The sequence below is a fragment of the Sphaerisporangium sp. NPDC088356 genome, assembly GCF_040685555.1.
GTDB lineage: Bacteria > Actinomycetota > Actinomycetes > Streptosporangiales > Streptosporangiaceae > Sphaerisporangium.
This window is the reverse complement of record NZ_JBFBIK010000008.1, coordinates 97,844-120,566: the sequence shown is the minus strand read 5'-3', so window position 1 is coordinate 120,566 and position 22,723 is coordinate 97,844. Positions and strand designations below refer to the sequence as shown.

Here is a 22,723-nt window from a genome sequence, read left to right as displayed (position 1 = left end):
GCCAGCGCCTACGGGTACGGCCGCAACTGGGCCCAGGCCACCTCCAGCGGCTGGGCCTACTGGGTGTTCAGCTCGCTGCGGTCGTGGGTGGACTACCAATTGCAGGTGCTCGGATTCCACACCGGCCTCGCCGACCCGCACGACTACCAGTCGTGGCCCTGGGAGTGGCCCCTGCTGCTGCGGCCGGTCGCGTTCTACTACCCCACCGACAGCAAGGGGTGCGGTGCCGCGAAGTGCTCGGAGGCCGTGCTCGGGGTGGGCACGCCGGTCATCTGGTTCGGCGCCGTGCTCGCGTTGATCGCGTTGATCGCCTGGTACGTGTCCACCCGCGACTGGCGGGCCGGGGCCGTGCTGCTGGCATACGCCGCCGGATGGCTGCCGTGGTTCTACTACGCCGTGGCGGACAAGCGCACGATGTTCCTGTTCTACATGGCGCCCATGCTGCCGTTCATGATCCTGGCGCTGACCCTCGTCGCCGGGCTGCTCATCGGGCCCGCCAGGGTGGACACGACGCGCAGGGCCGTCGGCGCCGCGGTCGTCGGGGCCTTCATGCTGCTGAGCGTGGTCAACTTCGGCTGGCTGTACCCGGTGCTGACCGCGGAGCTCATCCCCTACGACGACTGGAACCGCCGCATGCTCTTCCGCAGCTGGATCTAGACGGCCGCCTCTTCGACGGGCACGGCGGACGGTTCGCGGCGCGGACGTACGCGGCGTAGCACGATGGCGGCGGCGAGGAACGCCAGAGGCGCGGCGGGCAGCAGGTAGCGGTAGTCGAACTCGGCGGTGGCTGCCGGGGCGACCACCAGGGCGGCGGAGGCCACCAGCGGCAGGAGCGCGGGGCCGCCCAGCCGGCGCCAGCGGACCACGACGCCGGCGATGCCCACCAGCAGGGCCAGGCCCACGCCGAGGCCGGGCAGGTAGAAGATGCGCTGGTAGCGCTCCATGAAGGTCGCCCACGGCCAGTAGGCCCTGGTGCTGGCCCGGCCCTGCTCGTAGGCCACCACGTCGCGGTCGGTGGTGCTCCCCTGGGGGTAGCTCGGCCACTTGGGCACCGACGACATCTGCCTTACGGGATCCTTCTTGCTGACGCCCTTGTTGAAGAACTGGTATTGGTTCCAGGTGTTGGCGTCGGGGAAGACCGGCCGGTCCCAGCGGAAGCTGCGCAGCAGGTCGCCGGTGACCGCCGACAGGTAGTCGCCCGGCTGGGCCAGGATCGCGCGCTTGGCGAACTTGCCCGCCGCGTCGTTGATCGACCTGTCGAACTTGTCGGTGCCCCAGCGGTGCAGCACCTCGCCGAGGCCGCTGTACCAGAGGTAGAGCTGGGAGAACTCGCTGCGCTCGATGCTCGGGTTGTTGCACAGCGGGATCAGGTCCTGCTCGCGCTGGAGGTCGGGCTTGATCTTCTTGCAGTCGGCGAACTTCGCCGTGCGCATGTAGAGGATCAGCCCGTCGCTCTGGGTCATCGCGAACTGGCCGTTCGCACTGGCGAACCACCCCATGTACGCCACGACCGGCACAGCGCAGGCGGTCACCACCGCCGCGATCGCCTTCCAGTGGGTGCGCTTGATGAGCAGGAACACCACGACCACCGCGAGGATGGGCAGCCCGATGCTGCGGGTGAGCGCGGTGAGCGCCAGAAGCAGGCCGACGGCGGCGCCCGTCTTCCACGACATCTTCCTGTGCCAGAGGACCACCGTGACCAGCGCCACGATGAGCAGCGTGAACATGGTGTCCGACATGACCATCTGCTCCAGCTGGATCTGGTAGGCGTCGAACAGCACCGGCACGGTGGCGATGGTCGCGCCCCAGTCGGGCAGCCCAAATTTGCGTCTCAGAAGCACATAGATCAGCACCGCCGCCGCCAGGCCCATGAGGTGTTGTGTAAAGACCACCAGCGCGAAGCTGTGAAAAGGCTTGAGGATCAGCAGCCAGAACGCGTAGCCGTCCGGTCGGATGGGATGCGGGCGGGGGTGCAAAGCGACCGAGACGTACTCGTAGGAGTCGTTGAACCACATCGCCGGGCGGTAGCCGAGCATCGCGATCACCCTGAGCAGCGAGCCCAGCGTGAAGGCGATCACGGAAAGGCGGCGCTGCTTCAGGAAGCCCAGGAGGCGCACACCCTTGCTCGGCGTGGGCACATCGGCCTGCGCCGGTTCGGCAACGGTCACCATGGTTTACAGGATGCCAGCCCTTTCGCGGACTTGACCCGAGCAACTGGGGGCAGAGGGCATCATGGTCTAACTACGCACCGGATGATCGAGGCGCAAACGAGGGGTTTCGACGTGGAACTGACCGTGGTCATGCCATGCCTGAACGAGGCGGAGACCGTCGAAACGTGTGTCCGCAAGGCGCTGGCCTGCATGGCGGAGCACGGCATCGAGGGTGAGGTGGTGATCGCTGACAACGGCAGCACCGACGGATCCCAGCAACTCGCCCGCGACGCGGGAGCCCGCGTGGTCCACGTGGACGAGAAGGGTTACGGCAACGCCCTGATCGGCGGCATCCGCGCCGCCCGCGGCCGTTACGTGATCATGGGCGATGCCGACGACTCGTATGACTTCACGGCGCTGCTGCCCTTCGTCGAGGAGTTGCGCTCGGGCGCCGACCTGGTCATGGGCAACCGCTTCCGGGGCGGCATCGAGCCGGGCGCCATGCCCCCGCTCCACAAGTACCTCGGCAACCCCGTGCTCTCGTTCATCGGCCGGCTGTTCTTCCCGAGCGCCATCCGCGACTTCCACTGCGGCCTGCGCGGGTTCCGCCGCGACTCGATCCTCAACCTCGGCCTGCAGACCGGCGGCATGGAGTTCGCCAGCGAGATGGTCGTCAAGGCCACGCTGCAGGGCCTCGACGTGCGCGAGGTCCCGACGACCCTCGCGCGCGACGGCCGTTCCCGCCCGCCGCACCTGCGCTCGTGGCGCGACGGCTGGCGCCACCTGCGCTTCCTGCTTCTCTACAGCCCCCGCTGGCTGTTCCTGATCCCCGGCGCCGTGCTGATGGCCCTCGGCCTGGTGGCCGGCGCCGCGCTCACCTTCGGCCCGGTGTACATCGGCAAGCTCGCCTTCGACGTCGACACCCTGGTGGGCGCGTCGGCGATGGTCGTGATCGGCTTCCAGGCGGTGCTGTTCGGCCTGTTCACCAAGGTGTACGCCGCGGAGGAGGGCTTCCTTCCCGAGGACAGGCGGATCCAGCGCCTCGTCGACGTGGTCACGCTCGAGAAGGGCCTGGTCGCGGGCAGCCTGCTGGCGATCGGCGGCCTCGCGGGCATGGTCGCGTCGCTGGCCCACTGGCAGGTGCGCAACTTCGGCGAGCTGATCCCGGCCGAGTCGCTGCGCCTGGTCGTGCCGTCCGCGACCGCCCTCATCATGAGCTTCCAGACCATCTTCGCCGCGCTGTTCATCAGCATCCTCGGCATCCGCCGCACCAAGGAGACGCCGGTCGACGTCGCCGCCTCCGCCGCCGAGGAGGCCGCGGAGGCCGTCAAGCGCGAGGCCACCCCCGCCGCCTGACAGGCTTCGACCGCGTCAGGCGCAACGCCGCACCCCGGCCGCCTGCCGGGCACTTGCCCGCTGCCGACCGGCCATCCCGTGCGGGAGGATCGGCGCAACCTTTGTAATGCGTTCGAGACGCCATGTCCGGCCGTCTAGGCTTGTCCCATGTCCCAGCACATTTTGACCGCCGTCGCCTGGCCCTATGCCAACGGTCCCCGCCACATCGGGCACGTCTCCGGGTTCGGGGTTCCGTCCGACGTCTTCAGCCGCTACCAGCGGATGGCGGGCAACAAGGTGCTGATGATCAGTGGGACCGACGAGCACGGCACGCCCATCCAGGTGCAGGCCGACAAGGAGGGCGTGACCGCCCGCGAGCTCGCCGACCGCTACAACCGGGTGATCACCGACGACCTCACCGCCCTCGGTCTCTCGTACGACCTGTTCACCCGCACCACGACGGGCAACCACTACGCCGTCACCCAGGAGATCTTCAAGGGTCTCTACAACAACGGCTACATCTTCCCGAAGACCACGATGGGCGCGGTCTCCCCGTCCACCGGCCGCACGCTCCCCGACCGCTACATCGAGGGCACCTGCCCCATCTGCGGGTATGACGGGGCGCGCGGCGACCAGTGCGACAACTGCGGCAACCAGCTCGACCCGATCGAGCTGGTCAACCCCAAGAGCCGGGTCAACGGCGAGACGCCCAAGTTCATCGAGACCGAGCACTTCATGCTCGACCTGCCCGCCTTCGCCGAGGCGCTGGCCGGCTACATGCACTCCAAGCAGGGCGAGTGGCGGCCCAACGTCCTGAAGTTCGCGCTCAACCTGCTCGGCGACATGCAGCCCCGCGCGATCAGCCGCGACCTCGACTGGGGCGTGCCCATCCCGCTCGACGGGTGGAGCGACCGCGGCGACAAGCGGCTCTACGTCTGGTTCGACGCGGTCATCGGCTACCTCAGCGCCTCCATCGAGTGGGCGCGCAGGTCCGGCGACCCCGAGGCCTGGCGCCAGTGGTGGCAGAACCCCGACGCCCGCGGCTACTACTTCATGGGCAAGGACAACATCGTCTTCCACGCCGAGATCTGGCCCGCGATGCTGCTCGGCTACAACGGTGAGGGGGCGCGCGGCGGCACGGCCGGGTCGCTCGGCAAGCTGGCGCTGCCGTCCGAGGTGGTCTCCAGCGAGTTCCTGACGATGGAGGGCCGCAAGTTCTCCTCCAGCCGCCAGGTCGTGATCTACGTCCGCGACTTCCTTGAGCGTTACGACGCCGACGCCCTGCGCTACTACATCTCGGTGGCGGGCCCCGAGAACCAGGACACCGACTTCACCTGGTCCGAGTTCGTCAACCGCAACAACGGCGAGCTCGTCGCCGCCTGGGGCAACCTGGTCAACCGGTCGATCTCGATGGCCGCCAAGAACTTCGGCGTGGTGCCGGAGGCCGGCGAGCTGACCGACGCCGACCGGGCGCTGCTCGCGCGCAGCCGGGCCGCCTTCCCGGCCGTCGGCGCCGAGCTGGGCAGGTCCCGGTTCAAGAACGCCATCACCGAGGCCTTCGACGTCGTGCGGGACGCCAACCGCTACCTCGCCGAGCAGGAGCCGTGGAAGATCAAGGACGACCCCGACCGGGTGAAGTCGATCCTGCACGTCTCCCTCCAGATCGTCGACGACGCCAAGACCCTGCTCACGCCCTTCCTGCCGGGCTCCTCGAACAAGATCTACTCGATGCTCGGCGGCGAGGGCGTCTGGTCGGGGATGCCCGAGATCCATGAGGTCGACGAGGACGGCGGCACCCCCTACCGCGTCATCACCGGGCAGTACGACGGCGCGGCGGTGTGGGAGTCCAGGCCGATCCGGGCGGGCGTCCCGCTGGCCCCGCCGACGCCGCTGTTCCGCAAGCTCGACACCAAGCTGGTCGACGAGGAGCTCGCCCGCCTCGCCGAGTGAACCGCGCGAGCGGAGTGAATCCAGCGAGCCCACTGGGCTCAGTGAGTCCAGTGGGTCGTTCACGCGAGCCGGTCAGCACGATGGGGAGTCTCCAGTGACCACCGTTCCCGCCCCGCCGCCGCTGGGCGCCGAGGTGTTCGACAGCCACTGCCACCTGGACATCATGGTCGGCGACCGCAAGGCGTCGTCGGGTGATCCGGTGGCGCTGGCCGCCCAGGCGTCCGAGGGCAGTGTCGGGCGCATTCTGGCCGACGCGCGGGCGGTCGGCGTCACCAGACTGGTGACCATCGGGTACGACCTGCGGTCCTCCCGGTGGAACGCCGAGGCCGCGCGCGACCACGAGGGCGTCTACGCGGGGGTGGCGATCCACCCCAACGAGGCCCACGCGGCCACGCCCGAGACGCTGGCCGAGATCGAGAAGCTCGCCCGCGAGCCCCATGTGCGGGCCGTGGGCGAGACCGGCCTCGACTACTACCGCGACTGGGCCTCCCGCGCCGACCAGGAGGCCTCCTTCCGCGCGCACATCGAGATCGCGAAGCGCACGGGCAAGGCGCTGGTGATCCACGACCGCGAGGCCCATGACGACGTGCTCCGCGTCCTGGCCGAGGAGGGGGCGCCGGAGGTGGTGGTGTTCCACAGTTTCTCCGGCGATGCCGGCATGGCCCGCCAGTGCGTCGATGCCGGATATTTCATGTCCTTCTCCGGGCCGGTCACGTACAAGAACGCCGCCAACCTCCGCGAGGCCGCCCGGGTGGCGCCGCAGGAGCTGATCCTCGTCGAGACCGACGCCCCCTACCTGCCGCCCACCCCCCACCGGGGCAAGCCCAACGCGCCCTACCTGATCCCGCTCACGATGCGCTGCCTCGCCCAGGTCAAAGACGTGGACGTCGACGACCTGGCCCGCGCGATCAGCGCCAACGGGGAGCGCGTCTTCGGTGCCTGGTGAACGGCGCGGCTCGTCACGGTCATGGTGAAGCCGGTGACCCAAAGTGCCGGTCATGTAACAGACTGGTTTCGGTGATCCGGTTGAGGCATCCGTAAGGCGGCGCTAGCGTCGTCAGCCGGTCTACCCCGAAGGACGCGCAGTGGATTCAGCACCGGCCCCGAGACCCGCCGCCCGGCGTGCCGGGTCGCGTCGCGCCCCCCGCCGCCCCTCTCGCCTCCGCTCAGGCCTCGTGGCCGGCATCCGCTCGCCCTGGACCGGCGTGGTCTGCGCCGTCGCGGCGGGGGTCTCGTTCGGGCTGCTCACCGGGGTGGTGCTGACGAAGGAGGTGCGTCTCGCCGTCGACGGCGGCGAGACGACGGTCCGCACCTTCGGCGCCACCGTGCGCGACGTGCTCGCCGACGCGAAGGTCCCGGTCGGCCCGGCCGACAAGGTGTATCCCACCCGGTCGGCGGAGGTGCGCGACGGCACCGCGATCGTCGTACGGCACGCGAGGCCGCTGGTCCTCACCGTGGACGGCAGGAAGAGCACCCACACGGTCACCGCGCTCAACGTGGGCGAGGTCCTCCAGCAGTTCCACCTGACCGGCCGCCGGGCGACGCTGTCGGCGTCCAGGATGCGGCAGATCCCGGTGTCGGGCTTCTCGCTGGACGTCCGGACCCATCGCCGGGTGACCGTCGTCAGGGGCGGCGTACGGCTGGACGCGGTGACCACCGGCCGCACGGTGCGGGCCGTGCTCGCCCAGCAGAAGATCACCCTGGCCAAGGGTGACAAGGTGCGCCCGCCGATGGGCGCCTTCCCGGAGGACAGCGAGGTGATCCGCATCATCCCGGCCGCGCCTCCGGCCCCGGTCCACACGGTGGCGGTCAGCCCGTCCGTCGCCTCGCTCAACTGGACCGCGCTGGCGCGGTGCGAGACGCTCGCCAACCCCAAGTCGTTCAATCCGCGCGGGCCCTACTACGGCATGTACCAGTTCAGCCTGCCCATGTGGCAGGCCGTGGGTGGCAGCAAGACGCCGCTCGACTGGTCGGCGCCCGAGCAGACCTACCGGGCGCAGCTGCTCTACCAGAGGGTCGCCGGCCGGTGGCGCGGCCAGTGGCCCGGCTGCGGCGCCCGCCTGTTCACCCGCTGACGCGCCGGCCGCCACCCCCGGAAGGCCTCCTGCCGATCGCCTGAGCCGGCAGCCGCTGACGGACGCGGTCAGCCGCTGACGGACGCGGTCAGCCGCTGACCGAGGCGCCGAAGTCGGCCGGTGAACCTTCGGGCACGGCGGGCACTCCGCCGCGTCCGGGCACCAGCAGCCGGGTGGGGCTCCCTTCCCGCATCACCGCGACCGCGCCGCCGGGAGACGAGCGCTCGTCCGGCACCCCGGCCAGCAGGCCCGTACCGGCGGCGAACGGGTCGGTGGCGCCGAAGGAGGCGACGGACCAGCCGAGGTGGTCGTGGGCGTGCGGCTCGTCCAGCCGGGCCGCCAGGGCGTCCCCTTCGCCGCTCAGAAGCACCCCACTGATCGCGCCCGCCTCCGCCCCGCCACCGGAGTCGAACGGGCTGCCGATGGCCAGGTAGAGGGCCTTCGGCGCCGCGAGCATGGCCAGCGACCAGCCGAGGGCGGCCTTCGCCTCGGCGGGCCGGCCCTCCAGGCCCTTGGCGCCGAGCCGGATGGTCCTCGCCGGCTGGAGTTTCCCGGACTGGTCGGCCTGGAAGGTCTGCACCAGGCCGGAGTCCGCCACTCCTGCCACGTCGGCGAGGGGAGCGCTTGCCGCGAGGTACGGCTTGCCGCCGAACTCCGCGTAGGCGAGGGCGTAGCCGTACCGGTCACCCACGTGCTCCTTGACGTCCTTGACCGACTCCGGGATGCCCCACTTCACGCTGGTGTAGGTCTCGCCCGCCTCGGCGACGTCGAAGATGACCTCCACGGCTCCGGTGTCCGCCTTGCCGGAGTCCGCGCCCTGCTTGCCCACCCCGTCGTCGTTCTCGTACGGCGTGCCGATCGCGAGGTCGGCGGCGCGGGCCTGTCCGCCTAGGTGGCCTAACACCAGCGACCAGCCGAACATGTCGCCTTCCTCGCTGTTGCCCACGACGCCCTCGCCCTCCTGGGTGACGCGCTTGGGCGTGCGGGGCCCGATGTCCGCCCGAGCGGGGTACACGTAGACCGCGCCCGCGTCGCCGGTGCTGTCGGCGTCCTCGTACGGCGCTCCGACCGCGATCACGCCTCCCGGGCCGTCCTTCGGCCCGGCGGCCGCCAGGGCCCAGCCGAAGTGCGCGTTCACCTCCGGCTGCGGGGGCGGGAGCTTCTCGACGGCCTTGGGAGGCACCCGGCCGCCCTTGGCCCCGCCATGGATCACGTACACGGCTCCCGCGCCGGCCGTCCCGTCGGTCTCCGCGTAGGGGGCGCCCACGACGACGTCCAGGCATCCGTCGCCGTCGACGTGGGTCGTGCGGACCGTCCAGCCGAAGGCGGCACCGGCGCCCGCGTCGGGCGCGGTGACCACGAAGCCGCCGCCGCTCCCGTCGGCGGGCAGGATGTGGACGGCCCCGGCCCCCGGCACGCCGGCGGCGTCCGCCAGCGGGTCGCCCACGGCCACGTCGTCGCGGCCGTCGCCGTCGAAGTCGGCGGCGCCGGCCTTGGAGCAGTCGGCCGCCGCGTCGGCGCGCGAGGGGGCCGCCCCGGTCAGGGACGCCGCCAGGAGCCCGGCGACCAGCGGGGACACGAGAAGCGAGCGCCACGTCACAGCCGTACCTCGATCGTCTTTGTGTCGGAGACCCGCAGCTTGAGCACGGCCGCGTCGCGTGCCGGGGGCACGTCGTAGACGAACACCCCGTCGACCTTGTCGCCGGGGTAGAGGGTGTCGGGCACGGCCGTGGAGGACGGGTCCACCTCGTGCTCGCCGCCCCGGTCGTCCACCAGGACCGGCGGTTCGGTGGGGGGCGTGGCGGAGGCGCCGCCAGGGTTCATCAGGGTCCACCCGATCACGCAGAAGCGGCCCTTTGATGGCGTGGCATTCTCGTAGGAGGTCAGCCCGCACCTGGCGGGCCTCGGGATGACGAACTGCGCGTCCTCGATGAACGAACCCGTCGTGAAGCGCCTGCCCACGTCGGTCTCGGGCACGGCGGGGGTGGTGACGGCGGCCGCGCCGGTCGCGCGGACCTGTGAGCGGCCGTAGAGCACCATCGCCAGCACCCCGCCCGTGACGACGAGCCCCGCGAGCACGGTCAGCGCCGGCAGCAGCCACCTGCGGGACCTTCTCGGCGCCTCCTGCTGCGGGGCGGGCACGAGGGACGGCACCGTGGCGGCGGTCGTGCCGGCCTGAGGATGGGTGTCGTCCGCCCGCGCGCCCGGGAAGGGCGGGTCTTCGAGCACGGAGGTGGCCGGGACCCGGGTCTCCTGAACCGGAGCACCGGGCGGGGAAGCCTCGGGGGAGGATGCGACTTCGGGGCCTGAGGCCGTCCCGGCTTCGAGGCCGGAGGGGATCTTAAAGGTTTCAGGGGTTTCTGGGCGAGAGGGGGTCCCAGGGGCTTCGGGGTGGGGAGCGGTCCTGAGGTGGTAGGCGAGGCCGGGGAGCGACATACCCGGCTGGGTGTCGTCGGTGTCGGGCCCGCTGCCGGAGTCCCAGCCGGGGTCGTTTTCTGAGGCCCTGTTGGAGACAGCGTCGGAGGCCCTGTCGGAGGCTCTGTCGGAGGCCCTGTCGGGTGCGCTGTTGGACGCGCTGTTGGACGCGCTGCCGGGGGCCGTTTCTGTGAGGGCGGCGGCGACGTTCGCGGGGGGCTCCCACGACGCGCTCAGCATCTCGGTGGCCACGAGCGTCGGAGGATCCGCCGATGACACCGGCGAGGGAGCCGGGCCCGGCCGCGCGATGTCGCCGCCCACCAGCGCGATCAGCAGATCCTGCGCGGAGGGCCTGCGCCGGGGATCGGGATCGGTGGCCAGCCGCACCAGCCGGTCGAGTGGCGCGGGCAGGGTGCCGAGGTCGGGCTTGCCGGTCAGCACGCGTGATGCGAGGGTCATCATGTCGCCGCGCCCGTACGGATGCCGCCCGTTGCCGGCGTAGGCGACCAGGCACCCCCAGGCGAAGACGTCGGCCGCGGGGGAGATCTCCTCGCCGCGCACCTGCTCGGGGGCCCACCAGCCGGGACTGCCCAGCAGCTCGCCGGACTTCGTGACCCCCTGGGTCGCGTCCAGGGCGCGGGCGATGCCGAAGTCGATCACGCGGGGGCCCGACATCGAGAGGATCACGTTGGCGGGCTTGAGGTCGCGGTGCACCAGGCCCGCGACGTGGATGGCCGCGAGGGCCGCGGCCACGCCGAGGGCGACGCCGTGCAGTGTCCCGGCCTCCAGCGCGCCGTAGCGGGAGATCTGCGCCGACAGCGGCGTACCCGCGATGTACTCGGTCACCATGTACGGCCGGCCGTCGCCGGCGTTGCCGTTGTCGAGCACCTGCGCCGTGCAGAACGACGCGACCCGGCGGGCGTTGGACACCTCGGCGTGGAACCGCATGGCGAAACCCTCGTCCACCGTGAACTCGGCCTTGACCACCTTGACGGCGACCGGTCTCCCGGTGGGGGCCTCGGCGAGGTACACCGTGCCCATGCCGCCCTGACCGAGTCGGCCGAGTAATCGGTACGGCCCGATCCGTGGTGGATCAAACGGTTGTAACGGTTCCGTACCGGCACGGTCCACTGACGACGCCTCCTCGCTTCCGGGCCCGGCCAAACTACCCATGCCCACTTTCCTCCCGCTTGAAGATCGGTTACGGGTGGTAGGGCGCTTGAGGTGTTCAGTCACCTTCCGCTGGAGACCATTCGGTGCGGGACACTGGGTGGATGGGGAGTTCAATTGTTAGTCTGCTCGGTCCAGTAGAAATACGTAATCTGGCGGACAAGCTCGATCTTCGTCCGACCAAGCGGCTCGGGCAGAACTTCGTCATCGACGGCGGCACTGTGCGGCGCATCGTCAGGGTGGCCGAGGTGTCGTCCGAGGACGTGGTGATCGAGGTCGGTCCGGGGCTCGGGTCCCTCACTCTCGCACTTCTCCCCGAGGTCCGTCAGGTGATCGCGGTCGAGATCGACCCCGTCCTCGCCACCCAGCTCCCGCTGACGGTCGCCGACCGCGCCCCGTCGCTGGCCGACCGGCTCACCGTCGTCCAGGCCGACGCGATGCGCGTACGGCCCGGCCAGCTCGGACGGGCGCCGACGGCGCTGGTGGCCAACCTGCCGTACAACGTGGCCGTGCCCGTCGTGCTCCACCTGCTGGAGGTGCTGCCCTCGCTGAGCAGAGGGCTGGTGATGGTCCAGTCCGAGGTGGCCGACCGCATGGCCGCGGGCCCCGGCTCCAAGGTGTACGGCGTGCCGTCCGTCAAGGCGGCCTGGTACGCCGACGTGCGCCGCGCCGGCCCGGTCGGCCGCACCGTCTTCTGGCCGGCGCCCAACGTCGACTCCGGGCTCGTGGCGATGTCCCGCAGGGAGCCGCCGGAGACCACCGCCTCCCGCGAGGAGGTCTTCGCGGTGGTCGACGCGGCGTTCGCCCAGCGCCGCAAGACCCTCAGGGCCGCGCTGGCCTCGTGGGCGGGCTCGGCCGCCGCCGCGGAGGTGGCGCTGCGGGCGGCGGGCATCGACCCGTCGGAGCGGGGGGAGCAGTTGCGCGTCGAGGACTTCGCCAGGATCGCCGAGAACCGTCCCTGATCTCCGAGGGCGCTACCCGGCGACGGCGGCGCCGAAGTCGGCCCCCTGGACGCGGCCCGGGAACGGGGTGATCCTCCCGTCGCCCGGGCGCAGCATCCGGGCGTCGCCGCCTGCCTGCGGGGCGAGCGCGACCGCGCCGATCCTCTCCCTGTCGGGGACGCCGATGACCAGCCAGCCGCCGCCCGCGCCGCTGACCGACCAGCCGAAGTGGTCGTAGGTCTGCGGCGTCTTGGCCCTGATCAGGCGGCCGGGCGGCCAGGGCAAATCCTGGCCGCCGCTCGTGTCGGCGAGGTCGGGTTCCGCGAGGGGGATGACGTGGACCGCGCCGGTCTCCGGGTGCGTGCCATCGCCGTCGAACGGCACCCCCACGACCAGGTCACCTCCCGAGAACGCCAGCGAGAAGCCGAACGCGTCGTGCGGCTCGGAGACCTCCGCGACCCCGTGGACGCCCTGCCACAGCGTCCCGGCGGGCTGCGGATCCTGCCCCGGACGGCCCCGCCGGATGAGCTGGACGACCCCGGCGTCCCGGGTGGCGGCCGGGTCGGCGTGGGGAGCGCCGGCCGCGAGGAAGCCCACGCCGGTCTTCTCCCCGTAGGCGAGGGAGTACCCGAACAGGTCGCCCCCCTGGGCCGGCACCCGCTGGGTGAGCTCGGACAGGTTCCATCCTGTGCCCCGGTAGCCCGTCCCCGCCCCGGCGTCGTACAGGACCGTCACCGCTCCGGCGTCGGGCATGGCCGTGGCCGCGCTGTCGGTGTCCTCGTACGGCGCACCGACGGCGAGGTCCGGGGCGGGCCCGCCGCCGAGCGCGCCGAGGGCGACCGACCATCCGAACAGGTCACCGGCCTCGCCGTTGCCGGGAACGCCGGGCGACTGCTGGGTGACCCGGCGGGGCGCCTGCGGCCTGCGGCCGTCGGCGCCGCCGAAGCCGTACAGGTAGACCGCGCCGGAGTCGGGGACGCCGTCCGCGTCCTCGTACGGCGCGCCCACGGCGAGGAGGCCGGAGGCGACGGCCAGCGACCAGCCGAAGTGCGCGCCGTTGCGCTGCTCGGGCGCGCGCAGCTCGACGCGGCCCGCGTTCGTACGGCCGAAGCCGGGGCCGCCCCAGTAGACGTGGACATTGCCGGCCCCGGGAACCGAGGTGGCGCCGCCGCCCGCGCCCTCCGCGGCGGAGCCCGTCCAGTAGGGGCTCGCGACCACCAGGTCCAGGCAGCGGTCACCGTCGATGTGGCCCGCGCGGGCGACCCAGCCGGCCAGGCCGCCGCCGCCGAAGGGCGTGCCGCGCACGCCGGGGAATCCCTCGCGGGTGCCCCGCAGGAAGAACAGGTGCCCCCCTCCGGCCCACGTGCCGGGAGGGTCGCCGAGCGGATCGCCGACGACGACGTCGTTGAAGCCGTCGCCGTCGAAGTCCGCCGTGCCGGCGTTCGCGCAGCCATCGGCGGCCGAGCCGTACGCCGAGCCGTACGCGGGGGCGGCGCCCAGGGTGCCCAGCAGGAGGGCCAGTGCCAGCAGGAGCCGTCTCACACGCGTACCTCGATGCTCTCGCCGCCGCTGATGACCTGTCCCACGAGGGCTACGGCGAGCCGCCCTTCGGGGACGGCGTACTCCCCGCCGAAGGCGAGCACCTGCCCGGGCTGGATGTCCACGGCCCCACTCCCGGGCACCGGGCCGGCGCCCGGGGGAAAGTGGTCGTCGGCGCGGATGACGCGGGTGACCTTGTGCCGCCGGGCCTGGTCGTCGACGAGTTCGAGGAAGCCGGCGAGCTTGATCGGCGTCCCGCCCATGTTCATGACGAACCAGTAGGCGCGGCACGACCGCAGGTCCGCGATCCGCTCACCGTCCAGGTCGAGCGGCTTTCCGCAGTCGGGTGGCTGGTGGACGACGATCTGCAGGCCCTGGTCGCCGACGAGGATCCGCCGCCCGACGTCGTTCGCGCGGATGGGGGTGTCCGCCTCTCCGTTCCACGTCGCGGTGCCCGTGGCCGTAGGGTCCCACCGGGCCACCACCGCGGCGGCGGACACGGCCAGTACGGCGGCCAGCGCGACGAGCGCCCACGTCCTCCGCCTCCTGCGCGGCCCGCGCGGTCGCTCGCCGGGGGCTTCCGGACGGGCGCGCAGGTTGTCCGGAGGCTCCCACATCGCTTCCATGACGCGGGTCGAGGGGCCGTCCGAGGCGGTGTCGCCTCCGATGAGGGCGAGCAGGAGTTCCTGCGCCGTTGGACGGGCGGCGGGGTCGCGGTCCAGGGCGCGCGCGACCAGGCGGTCGAGCGGCTCGGGCAGGCCGCGCAGCTCGGGCTCCTGGTGCAGGATGCGGTAGGCCACCGTCATCGGGTCGGCCTCGCCGAAGGGGTGGCGCCCGCTGCTCGCGTAGGCGACCAGGCATGCCCAGGCGTAGACGTCCGTCGCCGGGGTGACCGGGCGTCCGTCGATCTGCTCGGGGGCCCACCATCCGGGCGTGCCGACGACCTCGCCCGTCAGGGTCGGGCCGGTGAGGCCGTCCAGAGCGCGGGCGATGCCGAAGTCGATGACGCGCGGCCCGGTCGTCGAGAGGATCACGTTGCCGGGCTTGAGGTCGCGGTGGACCAGCCCCGCCGCGTGGATCGCGGCGAGCGCGGCGCAGACGCCGAAGGCCAGGCCGACCAGCGGGGACTCCTCCAGCGGGCCGTACCTGGTCACCTGCGTGGACAGCGGGGTGCCGGCGATGTAGTCGGTGGCCATGTACGGGCGGCCGTCCTCGGCCACGCCGTCGTCGAGGACCCTGGCCGTGCAGAACGACGCCACCTTGCGCGCGCTGGCGACTTCCGAGTGAAACCGTGCCCTGAACCCGGTGTCCTCGGTGAACTGCCGCTTGACGACCTTGATCGCCACCTGCTGCCCCGTGGCGGACGTGCCCAGGTAGACCGTGCCCATGCCGCCCTCGCCGAGCCGTCCGGTCAGCGTGTACGGCCCGATCTCGGCGGGATCGCCCTTCTCCAGAGGGGAGGCGATGTTCTGGCCGTCGATGGATGCTCTCCTTCACGTCACCCCGAAGCCCCGCAAACGCTCACCGTATCGACCTTTGTCCTCGTATCGGGGACATGTCGCTTATCCAAGATGCTGAGCGGCGTTCGCCGGATCGGGCCGGGCAGAGCATTACGATCGGGTTCCGTGACTTCCGTGACCGTCCGCGTGCCCGCCAAGGTCAACCTCCAGCTCTCCGTGGGCCCGCCGCGCGACGACGGCTACCACGACCTGGTGAACGTCTTCCACGCCGTCTCCCTGTTCGACGAGGTCACCGCCTCGGACGACCTGTCGGTGCTCCCCGGCGACCTGGTCGGGGGCGTCGTCTCCGAGCGGGTCACGGTCATGGTGGGCGTCGAGGGCGAGTCCGCCGACCAGGTGCCCGTCGACGCCGAGAACCTCGCGGTGAAGGCCGCCTTCGCCCTGGCCGAGCGCGCGGGACGGCCGGTGAGCGCCCGCCTGCTGATCCGCAAGGCCATCCCCGTCGCGGGCGGCATGGCCGGGGGCAGCGCCGACGCCGCCGCCGCGCTGGTGGCCTGCGACGAGCTGTGGGGGCTCGGCCTGCCCCGGCAGGAGCTCATGGAGATCGCCGCCGGGCTCGGGAGCGACGTGCCCTTCGCCCTGCTCGGCGGCACGGCCGTGGGCACCGGCCGGGGCGAGATGCTCGTGCCCGCCCCGGTCACCGGGCGGTTCCACTGGGTCTTCGCGCTCGCGGAGGGCGGCCTGTCCACCGCCCGGGTGTACGCCGAGTGCGACCGGCTGCGCGAGGCCACAGGAGAGCAGGTCGGATGGCCCCAGGCCGACGAGGGGCTCATGGAGGCTCTGAGCGCGGGAGACGCCGCGACGCTCGGCAAGGTGCTCTCGAACGACCTGCAGCCCGCCGCGCTGATGCTGTCCCGCCCGCTCGCCCGCACCCTCGAAGCCGGACGGGAGCACGGCGCCCTTGGCGCGCTGGTCTCCGGATCCGGCCCCACCTGCGCCTTTCTGGCCGAGTCCGAGGCCCATGCGGCCAGCCTCGCGATGGTGCTGGAAGTGGCGGGCGTCTGCCGCTCGGCCGTCACGGCCCACGGTCCGGTACCCGGAGCGACGATCGTGGATCCCCGGCCCTGAGTTCCGCATGGCACGGCGCGCATGGGCGGCCGATAGGCTTTGAGTGCGATGAATCTGGTAAACCTCGAATCCGTCTCCCATGCCTACGGGCCGAAGCCCCTGCTCGGTGACGTCTCCCTCGGCATCGAGGCGGGCGACCGCATCGGCGTCGTCGGGCGCAACGGCGACGGCAAGACCACCCTCATCTCCGTGATCGCCGCCACGGTCAAGCCCCACGGCGGCCGGGTGACGCACACCCGGGGCCTGCGCATCGGGTTCCTCTCCCAGCGCGACGACCTCGACCCCGCGCACACCGTGCGGCAGGTCGTGCTCGGAGACCGCGCCGAGCACGAGTGGGCCGGCGACCAGGCCGTCAGGGAGATCCTGGCCAACCTCCTCGGCGACATCGAGCTGTCGGCGAGGGTCGGCGAGCTCTCCGGCGGCGAGCGGCGGCGCACGGCCCTCGCGCGCATCCTGATCGAGGAGCACGACCTGGTCATCCTCGACGAGCCGACCAACCACCTCGACATCGAGGCCATCGCCTGGCTGGCGGGCCACCTCTCGGCCCGCAGGTCCGCCCTGCTCGTCGTCACCCACGACCGGTGGTTCCTCGACGCGGTCTCCACGCGCACGTGGGAGGTCGTCGACGGCACCGTCCAGCGCTACGAGGGCGGCTACGCCGCGTACGTCCTGGCGAAGGCCGAGCGGGCGCGCGTCGCCCAGGCCACCGAGGAGCGCCGCCAGAACCTCATGCGCAAGGAGATCGCCTGGCTGCGCCGCGGCCCGCCCGCGCGCACGTCCAAGCCCAAGTTTCGCATCGAGGCGGCCCAGGCGCTGATCGCCGACGAGCCTCCCGCGCGCAACACCGTCGAGCTGGTGAAGTTCGCCTCCGCCCGGCTCGGCAAGACCGTCTACGATCTCGGCGACGTCACCCTGCACGCCGGTGGCCCCGGCCAGGGCCCGCTCGTGCTCGACCGGTGCACCTGGCAATTCGGCCCCGGCGACCGCGTCGGGCTGATCGGGGTCAACGGCTCGGGCAAGTCGTCGTTGCTGCGCCTGCTCGCCGACTCGGTGAAGCCCGACTCCGGCAAGGTCGTCAGGGGCAAGACGGTGCGGCTGGCACACCTGTCGCAGGAGCTGGCCGAGCTCGACCCCGGCCGGCGCGTGCTGGAGACCGTCGAGGAGATCCGCAAGTTCATCCAGGTCGGCAAGCGCGAGTGGACCGCCTCGCAGCTGCTGGAGCGGCTCGGCTTCCGCGGCGACGCCCAGTGGAAGGTCGTCGGCGACCTGTCGGGCGGCGAGCGGCGGCGCCTCCAGCTGCTGCGGCTGCTCATGGACGACCCCAACGTGCTGCTGCTGGACGAGCCCACCAACGACCTCGACATCGAGACTCTCAACGAGCTGGAGGATCTTCTCGACGCCTGGCCGGGCACGCTGATCCTCGTCAGTCACGACCGCTATTTCCTTGAGCGGGTGACCGACCGCTGCGTGGCCCTGCTGGGCGACGGCAGCCTGTCGCTCCTGCCCGGAGGCGTCGACGAGTACCTCCAGCGCCGCTCGTCGGGCGCGGCCCTCACGGCGCGTGCCGGCTCGTCGGCGTCGGGTGCGGCTCCCGCCGCCGAGGCGCGCGAGGCGGCGCCCTCGGGGCCGTCCGCCAAGGAGCTGCGCGAGTCCCAGAAGGAGCTGTCCAGGCTCGAGCGCCAGCTCGACAAGATCAGCGGGCGCGAGGCCACGCTGCACGCCGCCATGGCCGACTCGGCCTCCGACTACGGCAGGCTGGCCTCCCTCGACGCCGAGCTCAAGGATCTGCGGGCGCAGAAGGAGTCCATCGAGCTCGAATGGATGGAGCTCGCCGAGAGGCTCGGCGAATAGCTCCTCAAGGGCAGGAGCCGTTCGCGCGAGTGGGTCAGGCGCCGTTCTCGGCGGAGTCGAAGGGCACCAAGATCGTGCGGAGCAGCGCGGCCAGGGTGCGCTGGTCGCTCGGGTCGATGCCGGCGAGCAGGTCGCGCTCGCGCCGGAGCAGGTCGGCGAAGGCCTCGTCGACGCGCTCACGTCCAAGGTCGGTGAGCGACACCAGCACGCCGCGCCGGTCCTCCGGGTCGGGGCGCCTGCGCACCAGCCGGGCGGCGGCGAGCCGGTCGATGCGGTTGGTCATCGTGCCCGAGGTGACCAGGGTGGCGCGCAGCAGGGCCCCGGGGCTCAGCTCGTATGGCTCGCCGGAGCGGCGCAGCGTGGTCAGCACGTCGAACTCCCAGGGCTCCAGGCCGTGCTCGGCGAAGGACGCCCGGCGGGCGCGGTCGAGGTGCCGCGCGAGCCGGGACACCCGGCTCAACACCTGGAGAGGCGACACGTCGAGGTCGGGACGCTCCTGCCGCCAGGACATGACGAGCTGATCCACCTCGTCCCGCACGGAGTCTTCGGCGGCCCCATCGTTTCGGCGCGTCGTCATGCGGTCGAGTCTATCTCTCTTGACATCGAGACATCTCTGGTTATAAGACTTATCTTGATGTCAAGAGATATTTGGGACCCCACGGTATACGTCCGGTACGCCGACGAGCGTGCCCGCCCGTTCTTCGAGCTGGTCGGACGCGTCCGCGCCGAGAGCCCCGACTACGTCGTCGACCTCGGCTGCGGCACGGGCGAGCTGACCGCCGAGCTCGCCCGCCGCTGGCCGCGCGCTGCCGTCCACGGCGTCGACTCCTCGCCCGCGATGATCGCCAAGGCGCCCGAAGGGCCTGCCTTCAGCGTGGGCGATGTGCGTTCCTGGCGCCCCGAGCGCCCCGTCGACGTGATCGTCTCCAACGCGCTCCTGCAGTGGGTGCCCGAGCACCGCGAGCTGCTTCCGCGCTGGGTCGCCGATCTCGCCCCAGGAGGGTGGCTGGCCTTCCAGGTGCCGGGCAACTTCGACGCCCCGAGCCACAAGATCGTGAGACGGCTCTGCCGCACGGCCGCCTGGGAGGACGAGCTGGGCGACCTGGTGCGCCACGACCCCGTGGACGGCCCCGAGGGCTACCTCGCGTTGCTCGCCGGGGCCGGGTGCGAGGTCGACGCCTGGGAGACGACCTACGTCCACCTGCTCCAGGGTGAGAACGCCGTGCTCAACTGGATCATGGGCACGGCCCTGCGGCCGATGCTCGACCGTCTCGGGCCCGGCGACAGGCGCGAGGCGTTCCTGGCCGACTGCGCGCGGGAGCTGGGCGAGGCCTACCCGCGCGAGCCGTACGGCACGGCGTTCCCGTTCCGGCGCGTGTTCGTGGTGGCGCGCTCACCGCGGTGAGCGACGTGGTCACCTTCGTGCCGGCGCGGTCATCCCGGTGAGCGCGAAGGACTCACTTGAGGACGCGTAGCCAGAGGTTAGTCGCCCCCGGCGCCTCGCTCAGGCTGAGGCGTTCGAGCTTGATGTTGGTGCCGCCCGGGTGGTCGAACAGCCGGACGCCGTCGCCGAGCAGGACCGGCGCGATCAGCACGAGGATCTCGTCCAGCACCCCCGCTTCGATGCACTGCCGGGCGACGCCGGCCCCGAGGACGTTGACGTACTTGTCACCCGCGGCGGCCTTGGCGGCGGCGACGCCGCTGTCGAGGTCGCCGACGAAGGTGACGCCCGGCACCTTGATGTCAGGAGCGTGGTGAGTGAGCACGAACTGCGGTCCGTCCCAGCCCCCGCCGAACGGCTTGCCTTCCTTGTCGGTGCCCCTGTGGGGGTCGTCCCCGCCGAAGGTGCGGTTGCCGACGAGCAGGGAGCCGATCTGCTCGATGACCTCGCCCACCAGCGGATTGGGCCCGAGATGCTCGGTGAGCCACGACATGTCACCACCTGGGCCGGCGATGAAGCCGTCCAGCGACATGGTGACCGAATACATCAACTTACCCATGATCTGACCTCCGTCGAGGAGTGGTTTCCGGCTGACCCCGTTGAGACGGAGGATCGCGCGAAAACTCATCGGTGCGCCGGTGGCAACGCCGCGGCCAGGCCGAACGCCGGGAACAGGCCGGGATCGTGGAAGGCCGTGAGCTCCGCGACGCGGCCGTCCTCGACGCCCAGCACGACGATCGCGAAGGCGCGGTAGGCGGGGTCGCCGGGGCCCCGCACGTAGGACGCCACGGCCGGCTGCCGGTTGGCCCCCGTGGGCACCATCCGGAACCGGCCCACATAATGGGGCGAGCCCGGGTCCCAGCTCTCCGCCAGCGTGGCCACGACCGCCTCGCGCCCCTGGAACCACATCAGGTACGGCGGCATCGTCGCGCGCACGTCCTCGGCGAGCAAGGCCGCGACCCCGGCGACGTCGGCACGTTCGACCGCCTCCATGTACCGCCGCAGCACCGCCCGCTCCTGGTCGGTGGGTTCCGCCGACGGCGCCCACTCCAGGCGGCGCTCGGGCAGGTGCTCCCTCAGCGTCGCGCGGGCCCGTTGCAGTGCGCTGTTCACCGACGCCACGCTGCCGGAAAGCAGCGCCGCGGTCTGCTTCGCCGGCCAGCCGAGCACGTCGTGCAGGATCAGCACCGCCCGCTGCCTCGGCGGCAGATGCTGGATCGCCGCCAGGAACGCCAGCTCGATCGTCTCCCTGGCGACCGCGACCGTGTCCGGCCGCGCCTCGCTCGGCGCGGCCGGCTCCCACAACCGGTCGGGGAACGGCTGCAGCCAGGCGATCTCGGTGTCGGGCGGCAGCGGGACGTCCGGATCCGACGGCGCCGTCACGTGGTGCGGGAGCACCCGGCGTGCCCGGCCGTCCAGGGCGTCGAGGCACGCGTTGGTCGCGATGCGGTAAAGCCAGGTCCGCAGCGTCGAGCGGCCCTCGAAGCCGCCGATGCTCTTCCACGCGCGCAGGAACGTCTCCTGCACCAGATCCTCCGACTCTTCGAACGAGCCGAGCATCCGGTAGCAGTGCACCCTCAGCTCTCGGCGATGGCGCTCGACGAGCGCGGCGAACGCGGATTCGTCGCCCGCTCGCGCGGCGGCCACCACCACATCGTCCTCACCAACCGCCAACGATCACCCTCCGTCCGTGCCTGCACCATCCCTCGTTCAGCTGAAAGTGACATTATGGTCGAAAGTAGGCTGGCTGCGGGGTAAGCATGGCGATCGAGATCGAAGACAAGTTCGATGTGCCGGCGGAGTTCGAGACTCCAGAGCTCAGCGGGGTTCCGGGTTGCGCGGAAGCGGTCGATCTGGTGAGCCACCGGCTGACCGCCCTCTACTTCGACACGGCCGATCTCAGGCTCGCCGCGCGGGGGATCACCCTGCGCAGGCGGCGTGGCGGCGAGGACGCCGGCTGGCATCTCAAGCTGCCGAAGGCCAAGGGCGTCCGCGACGAGATCGCCCGCCCGCTGACCAGGAGTGCCAAGATCGTGCCACGGGAGCTGGCCGACCTGGTCCACGCGTACACCAGGGGCGAGCCGCTCGTCCCGGTCGCCGAGCTGGAGACCCTCCGCAAGGTGACCAGCCTGCGTGACGCCGACGGCCGTCCGCTGCTGGAGGTCGCGGACGACCACGTCAAGGGCACGGTGTTCGGCGAGGACCGCCACGTCGACCGCTGGCGCGAGGTGGAGGCCGAGATCATCGGCGGGGACGCCGACGTGCTCAAGCGGGTCGGCAAGATCCTGCGCAAGGCCGGCGCCACGCCGGCCGGTTCGGCGAACAAGCTCGCCCGCCTTCTCGGCCCCCGCATCCCGGTCACGGCGATCCCCGACCTCGACGAGGGTACGGCCGGCCGGGTCGTCGTCGACTATCTGAAGTCCCAGGTGACCGCCCTGGTCGCCCAGGATCCGCAGGTGCGGCGGGCCGCCCCCGACGCGGTCCACCAGATGCGGGTGGCGAGTCGCCGCCTGCGCAGCGCGCTGCAGTCCTTCTCCGGAGTGATCGCCGAGACCTCCGGCCTCCAGGACGAGCTGCGGTGGATCGCGAACGCCCTCGGCGAGGTGCGCGACCTGGAGGTCATCCGCTGGCGGTTCGCCGGGCACCTCGACACGCTCGACCCCGACCTGGTCGTCGGCAGGATCGGCACCCGCCTCGGCGACGACCTGGCCGAACGCGAGCGGGAGGCCCTCGCGCGCGTCACCGAGGTGATGAGCGGGGAGCGCTACTTCGCCCTGCTCGACAGGCTGGACGCGCTGGTCGCGAACCCGCCGCTCACCCCGCTGGCCATCAAGGACGCGGCCAAGACCCTCGCGAAGGTCGCCGGCAAGAGCTGGAAGCGCGTGGTCGGCAAGTACGACAAGGCCCAGGCCATCGAGGACGCCGAGCAGCGCGAGATCGCCATGCACGGCGTGCGCAAGGCGGCCAAGCGGGCCCGCTACACCGCCGACGCGCTCAAACCCCTGCTGGGAGACCAGGCCTTCGTGCTGGCCAATCGCGCCAAGGCCGTACAGGAGGTGCTCGGGCTGTACCAGGACGGCATCGTGGCCCAGCAGATCGTGCTGGAGGAGGCACAGAGGGCGCGGGAGGCGGGCGAGGACACCTTCACCTACGGGCTGCTCCTCGGCATCGAACGCGCCGAGGCCGATCGCTCCCACTCGGAGTTCCCCGCGGTCTGGGCCGACGTCACCGGCTCCTGAGGGACCGAGACTCCGGCCGACGTGGTCGC

At 71.8% G+C, this 22,723-nt stretch carries 17 protein-coding genes and 1 pseudogene; 10 read left to right on the top strand and 8 right to left on the bottom strand.

Going from position 1 to position 22,723, the window contains the following annotated elements; all coding sequences use genetic code 11:
* Positions 1-657: pseudogene (locus AB0O34_RS05780) on the top strand (phospholipid carrier-dependent glycosyltransferase); the annotation flags it as partial.
* Here the strand turns inward: AB0O34_RS05780 and AB0O34_RS05775 are convergent.
* Positions 654-2,171, bottom strand: coding sequence for a hypothetical protein (locus AB0O34_RS05775; protein WP_363913028.1), 1,518 nt, complete (start codon positions 2,169-2,171; stop codon positions 654-656). The pseudogene AB0O34_RS05780 and the gene AB0O34_RS05775 overlap by 4 nt on opposite strands.
* A 111-nt stretch (positions 2,172-2,282) precedes the next feature.
* Between AB0O34_RS05775 and AB0O34_RS05770 the strand changes: the two genes are divergently transcribed.
* The 4 genes from AB0O34_RS05770 (at position 2,283) to AB0O34_RS05755 (ending at position 7,510) form a co-directional block, all read left to right on the top strand.
* Positions 2,283-3,506 carry a glycosyltransferase family 2 protein gene (locus AB0O34_RS05770; protein ID WP_363913026.1) on the top strand — a complete coding sequence of 408 codons (1,224 nt, stop codon included), beginning with the start codon at positions 2,283-2,285 and terminating at the stop codon, positions 3,504-3,506.
* Between the two features lie 147 nt (positions 3,507-3,653).
* A complete protein-coding gene (metG, locus tag AB0O34_RS05765; protein WP_363913024.1) occupies positions 3,654-5,435 on the top strand; it encodes a methionine--tRNA ligase in 1,782 nt (593 codons plus the stop codon).
* A 94-nt stretch (positions 5,436-5,529) separates the two neighbouring features.
* Positions 5,530-6,381: a TatD family hydrolase gene (locus AB0O34_RS05760; RefSeq protein WP_363913022.1), complete on the top strand. Its 852-nt coding sequence runs from the start codon at positions 5,530-5,532 to the stop codon at positions 6,379-6,381.
* A 229-nt stretch (positions 6,382-6,610) separates the two neighbouring features.
* Positions 6,611-7,510, top strand: coding sequence for a ubiquitin-like domain-containing protein (locus AB0O34_RS05755; protein ID WP_363913020.1), 900 nt, complete (start codon positions 6,611-6,613; stop codon positions 7,508-7,510).
* 88 nt (positions 7,511-7,598) lie between these two features.
* On the opposite strand, the gene AB0O34_RS05750 is transcribed toward AB0O34_RS05755, so the two are convergent.
* Positions 7,599-9,110, bottom strand: coding sequence for a VCBS repeat-containing protein (locus AB0O34_RS05750; protein WP_363913018.1), 1,512 nt, complete (start codon positions 9,108-9,110; stop codon positions 7,599-7,601).
* Positions 9,107-11,098 carry a protein kinase gene (locus AB0O34_RS05745; RefSeq protein WP_363913016.1) on the bottom strand — a complete coding sequence of 664 codons (1,992 nt, stop codon included), beginning with the start codon at positions 11,096-11,098 and terminating at the stop codon, positions 9,107-9,109. The genes AB0O34_RS05750 and AB0O34_RS05745 overlap by 4 nt, the downstream gene beginning before the upstream one ends.
* A gap of 101 nt (positions 11,099-11,199) precedes the next feature.
* Here AB0O34_RS05745 and rsmA point away from each other — a divergent pair, with 101 nt between their 5' ends.
* On the top strand, positions 11,200-12,057 hold the full coding sequence (rsmA, locus tag AB0O34_RS05740; RefSeq protein ID WP_363913036.1) for a 16S rRNA (adenine(1518)-N(6)/adenine(1519)-N(6))-dimethyltransferase RsmA: 858 nt from the start codon (positions 11,200-11,202) through the stop codon (positions 12,055-12,057).
* A gap of 12 nt (positions 12,058-12,069) precedes the next feature.
* Here the strand turns inward: rsmA and AB0O34_RS05735 are convergent, their stop codons facing one another.
* Both AB0O34_RS05735 and AB0O34_RS05730 read right to left on the bottom strand, forming a co-directional pair.
* Positions 12,070-13,578 carry a hypothetical protein gene (locus AB0O34_RS05735; protein WP_363913014.1) on the bottom strand — a complete coding sequence of 503 codons (1,509 nt, stop codon included), beginning with the start codon at positions 13,576-13,578 and terminating at the stop codon, positions 12,070-12,072.
* A complete protein-coding gene (locus AB0O34_RS05730) occupies positions 13,575-14,990 on the bottom strand; it encodes a serine/threonine-protein kinase (RefSeq protein WP_363913034.1) in 1,416 nt (471 codons plus the stop codon). Before AB0O34_RS05730 ends, AB0O34_RS05735 begins: the two co-directional genes overlap by 4 nt.
* 219 nt (positions 14,991-15,209) lie before the next feature.
* Here AB0O34_RS05730 and AB0O34_RS05725 point away from each other — a divergent pair, with 219 nt between their 5' ends.
* Positions 15,210-16,163, top strand: coding sequence for a 4-(cytidine 5'-diphospho)-2-C-methyl-D-erythritol kinase (locus tag AB0O34_RS05725; RefSeq protein ID WP_363913032.1), 954 nt, complete (start codon positions 15,210-15,212; stop codon positions 16,161-16,163).
* 48 nt (positions 16,164-16,211) lie between these two features.
* Complete coding sequence (locus AB0O34_RS05720) at positions 16,212-18,014, top strand: ABC-F family ATP-binding cassette domain-containing protein (RefSeq protein ID WP_363913012.1); 1,803 nt, start codon at positions 16,212-16,214, stop codon at positions 18,012-18,014.
* A gap of 34 nt (positions 18,015-18,048) precedes the next feature.
* On the opposite strand, the gene AB0O34_RS05715 is transcribed toward AB0O34_RS05720, so the two are convergent.
* Complete coding sequence (locus tag AB0O34_RS05715) at positions 18,049-18,591, bottom strand: MarR family transcriptional regulator (protein ID WP_363913010.1); 543 nt, start codon at positions 18,589-18,591, stop codon at positions 18,049-18,051.
* 57 nt (positions 18,592-18,648) lie between these two features.
* Between AB0O34_RS05715 and AB0O34_RS05710 the strand changes: the two genes are divergently transcribed.
* Complete coding sequence (locus tag AB0O34_RS05710; RefSeq protein ID WP_363913009.1) at positions 18,649-19,419, top strand: trans-aconitate 2-methyltransferase; 771 nt, start codon at positions 18,649-18,651, stop codon at positions 19,417-19,419.
* Positions 19,420-19,471: 52 nt separating this feature from the next.
* Here AB0O34_RS05710 and AB0O34_RS05705 read toward each other — a convergent pair whose 3' ends face one another.
* Positions 19,472-20,014 (bottom strand): dihydrofolate reductase family protein, encoded by a 543-nt coding sequence (locus AB0O34_RS05705; RefSeq protein WP_363913007.1) that lies wholly within the window; start codon positions 20,012-20,014, stop codon positions 19,472-19,474.
* Between the two features lie 65 nt (positions 20,015-20,079).
* The gene (locus tag AB0O34_RS05700; RefSeq protein WP_363913005.1) at positions 20,080-21,129 is read right to left on the bottom strand and encodes a sigma-70 family RNA polymerase sigma factor; all 1,050 of its coding nucleotides are present in this window, start codon (positions 21,127-21,129) and stop codon (positions 20,080-20,082) included.
* Positions 21,130-21,215: 86 nt separating this feature from the next.
* On the opposite strand from AB0O34_RS05700, the gene AB0O34_RS05695 reads away from it, so the two are divergent.
* Complete coding sequence (locus tag AB0O34_RS05695; RefSeq protein ID WP_363913003.1) at positions 21,216-22,694, top strand: CYTH and CHAD domain-containing protein; 1,479 nt, start codon at positions 21,216-21,218, stop codon at positions 22,692-22,694.
* Positions 22,695-22,723 lie beyond the last annotated feature (29 nt).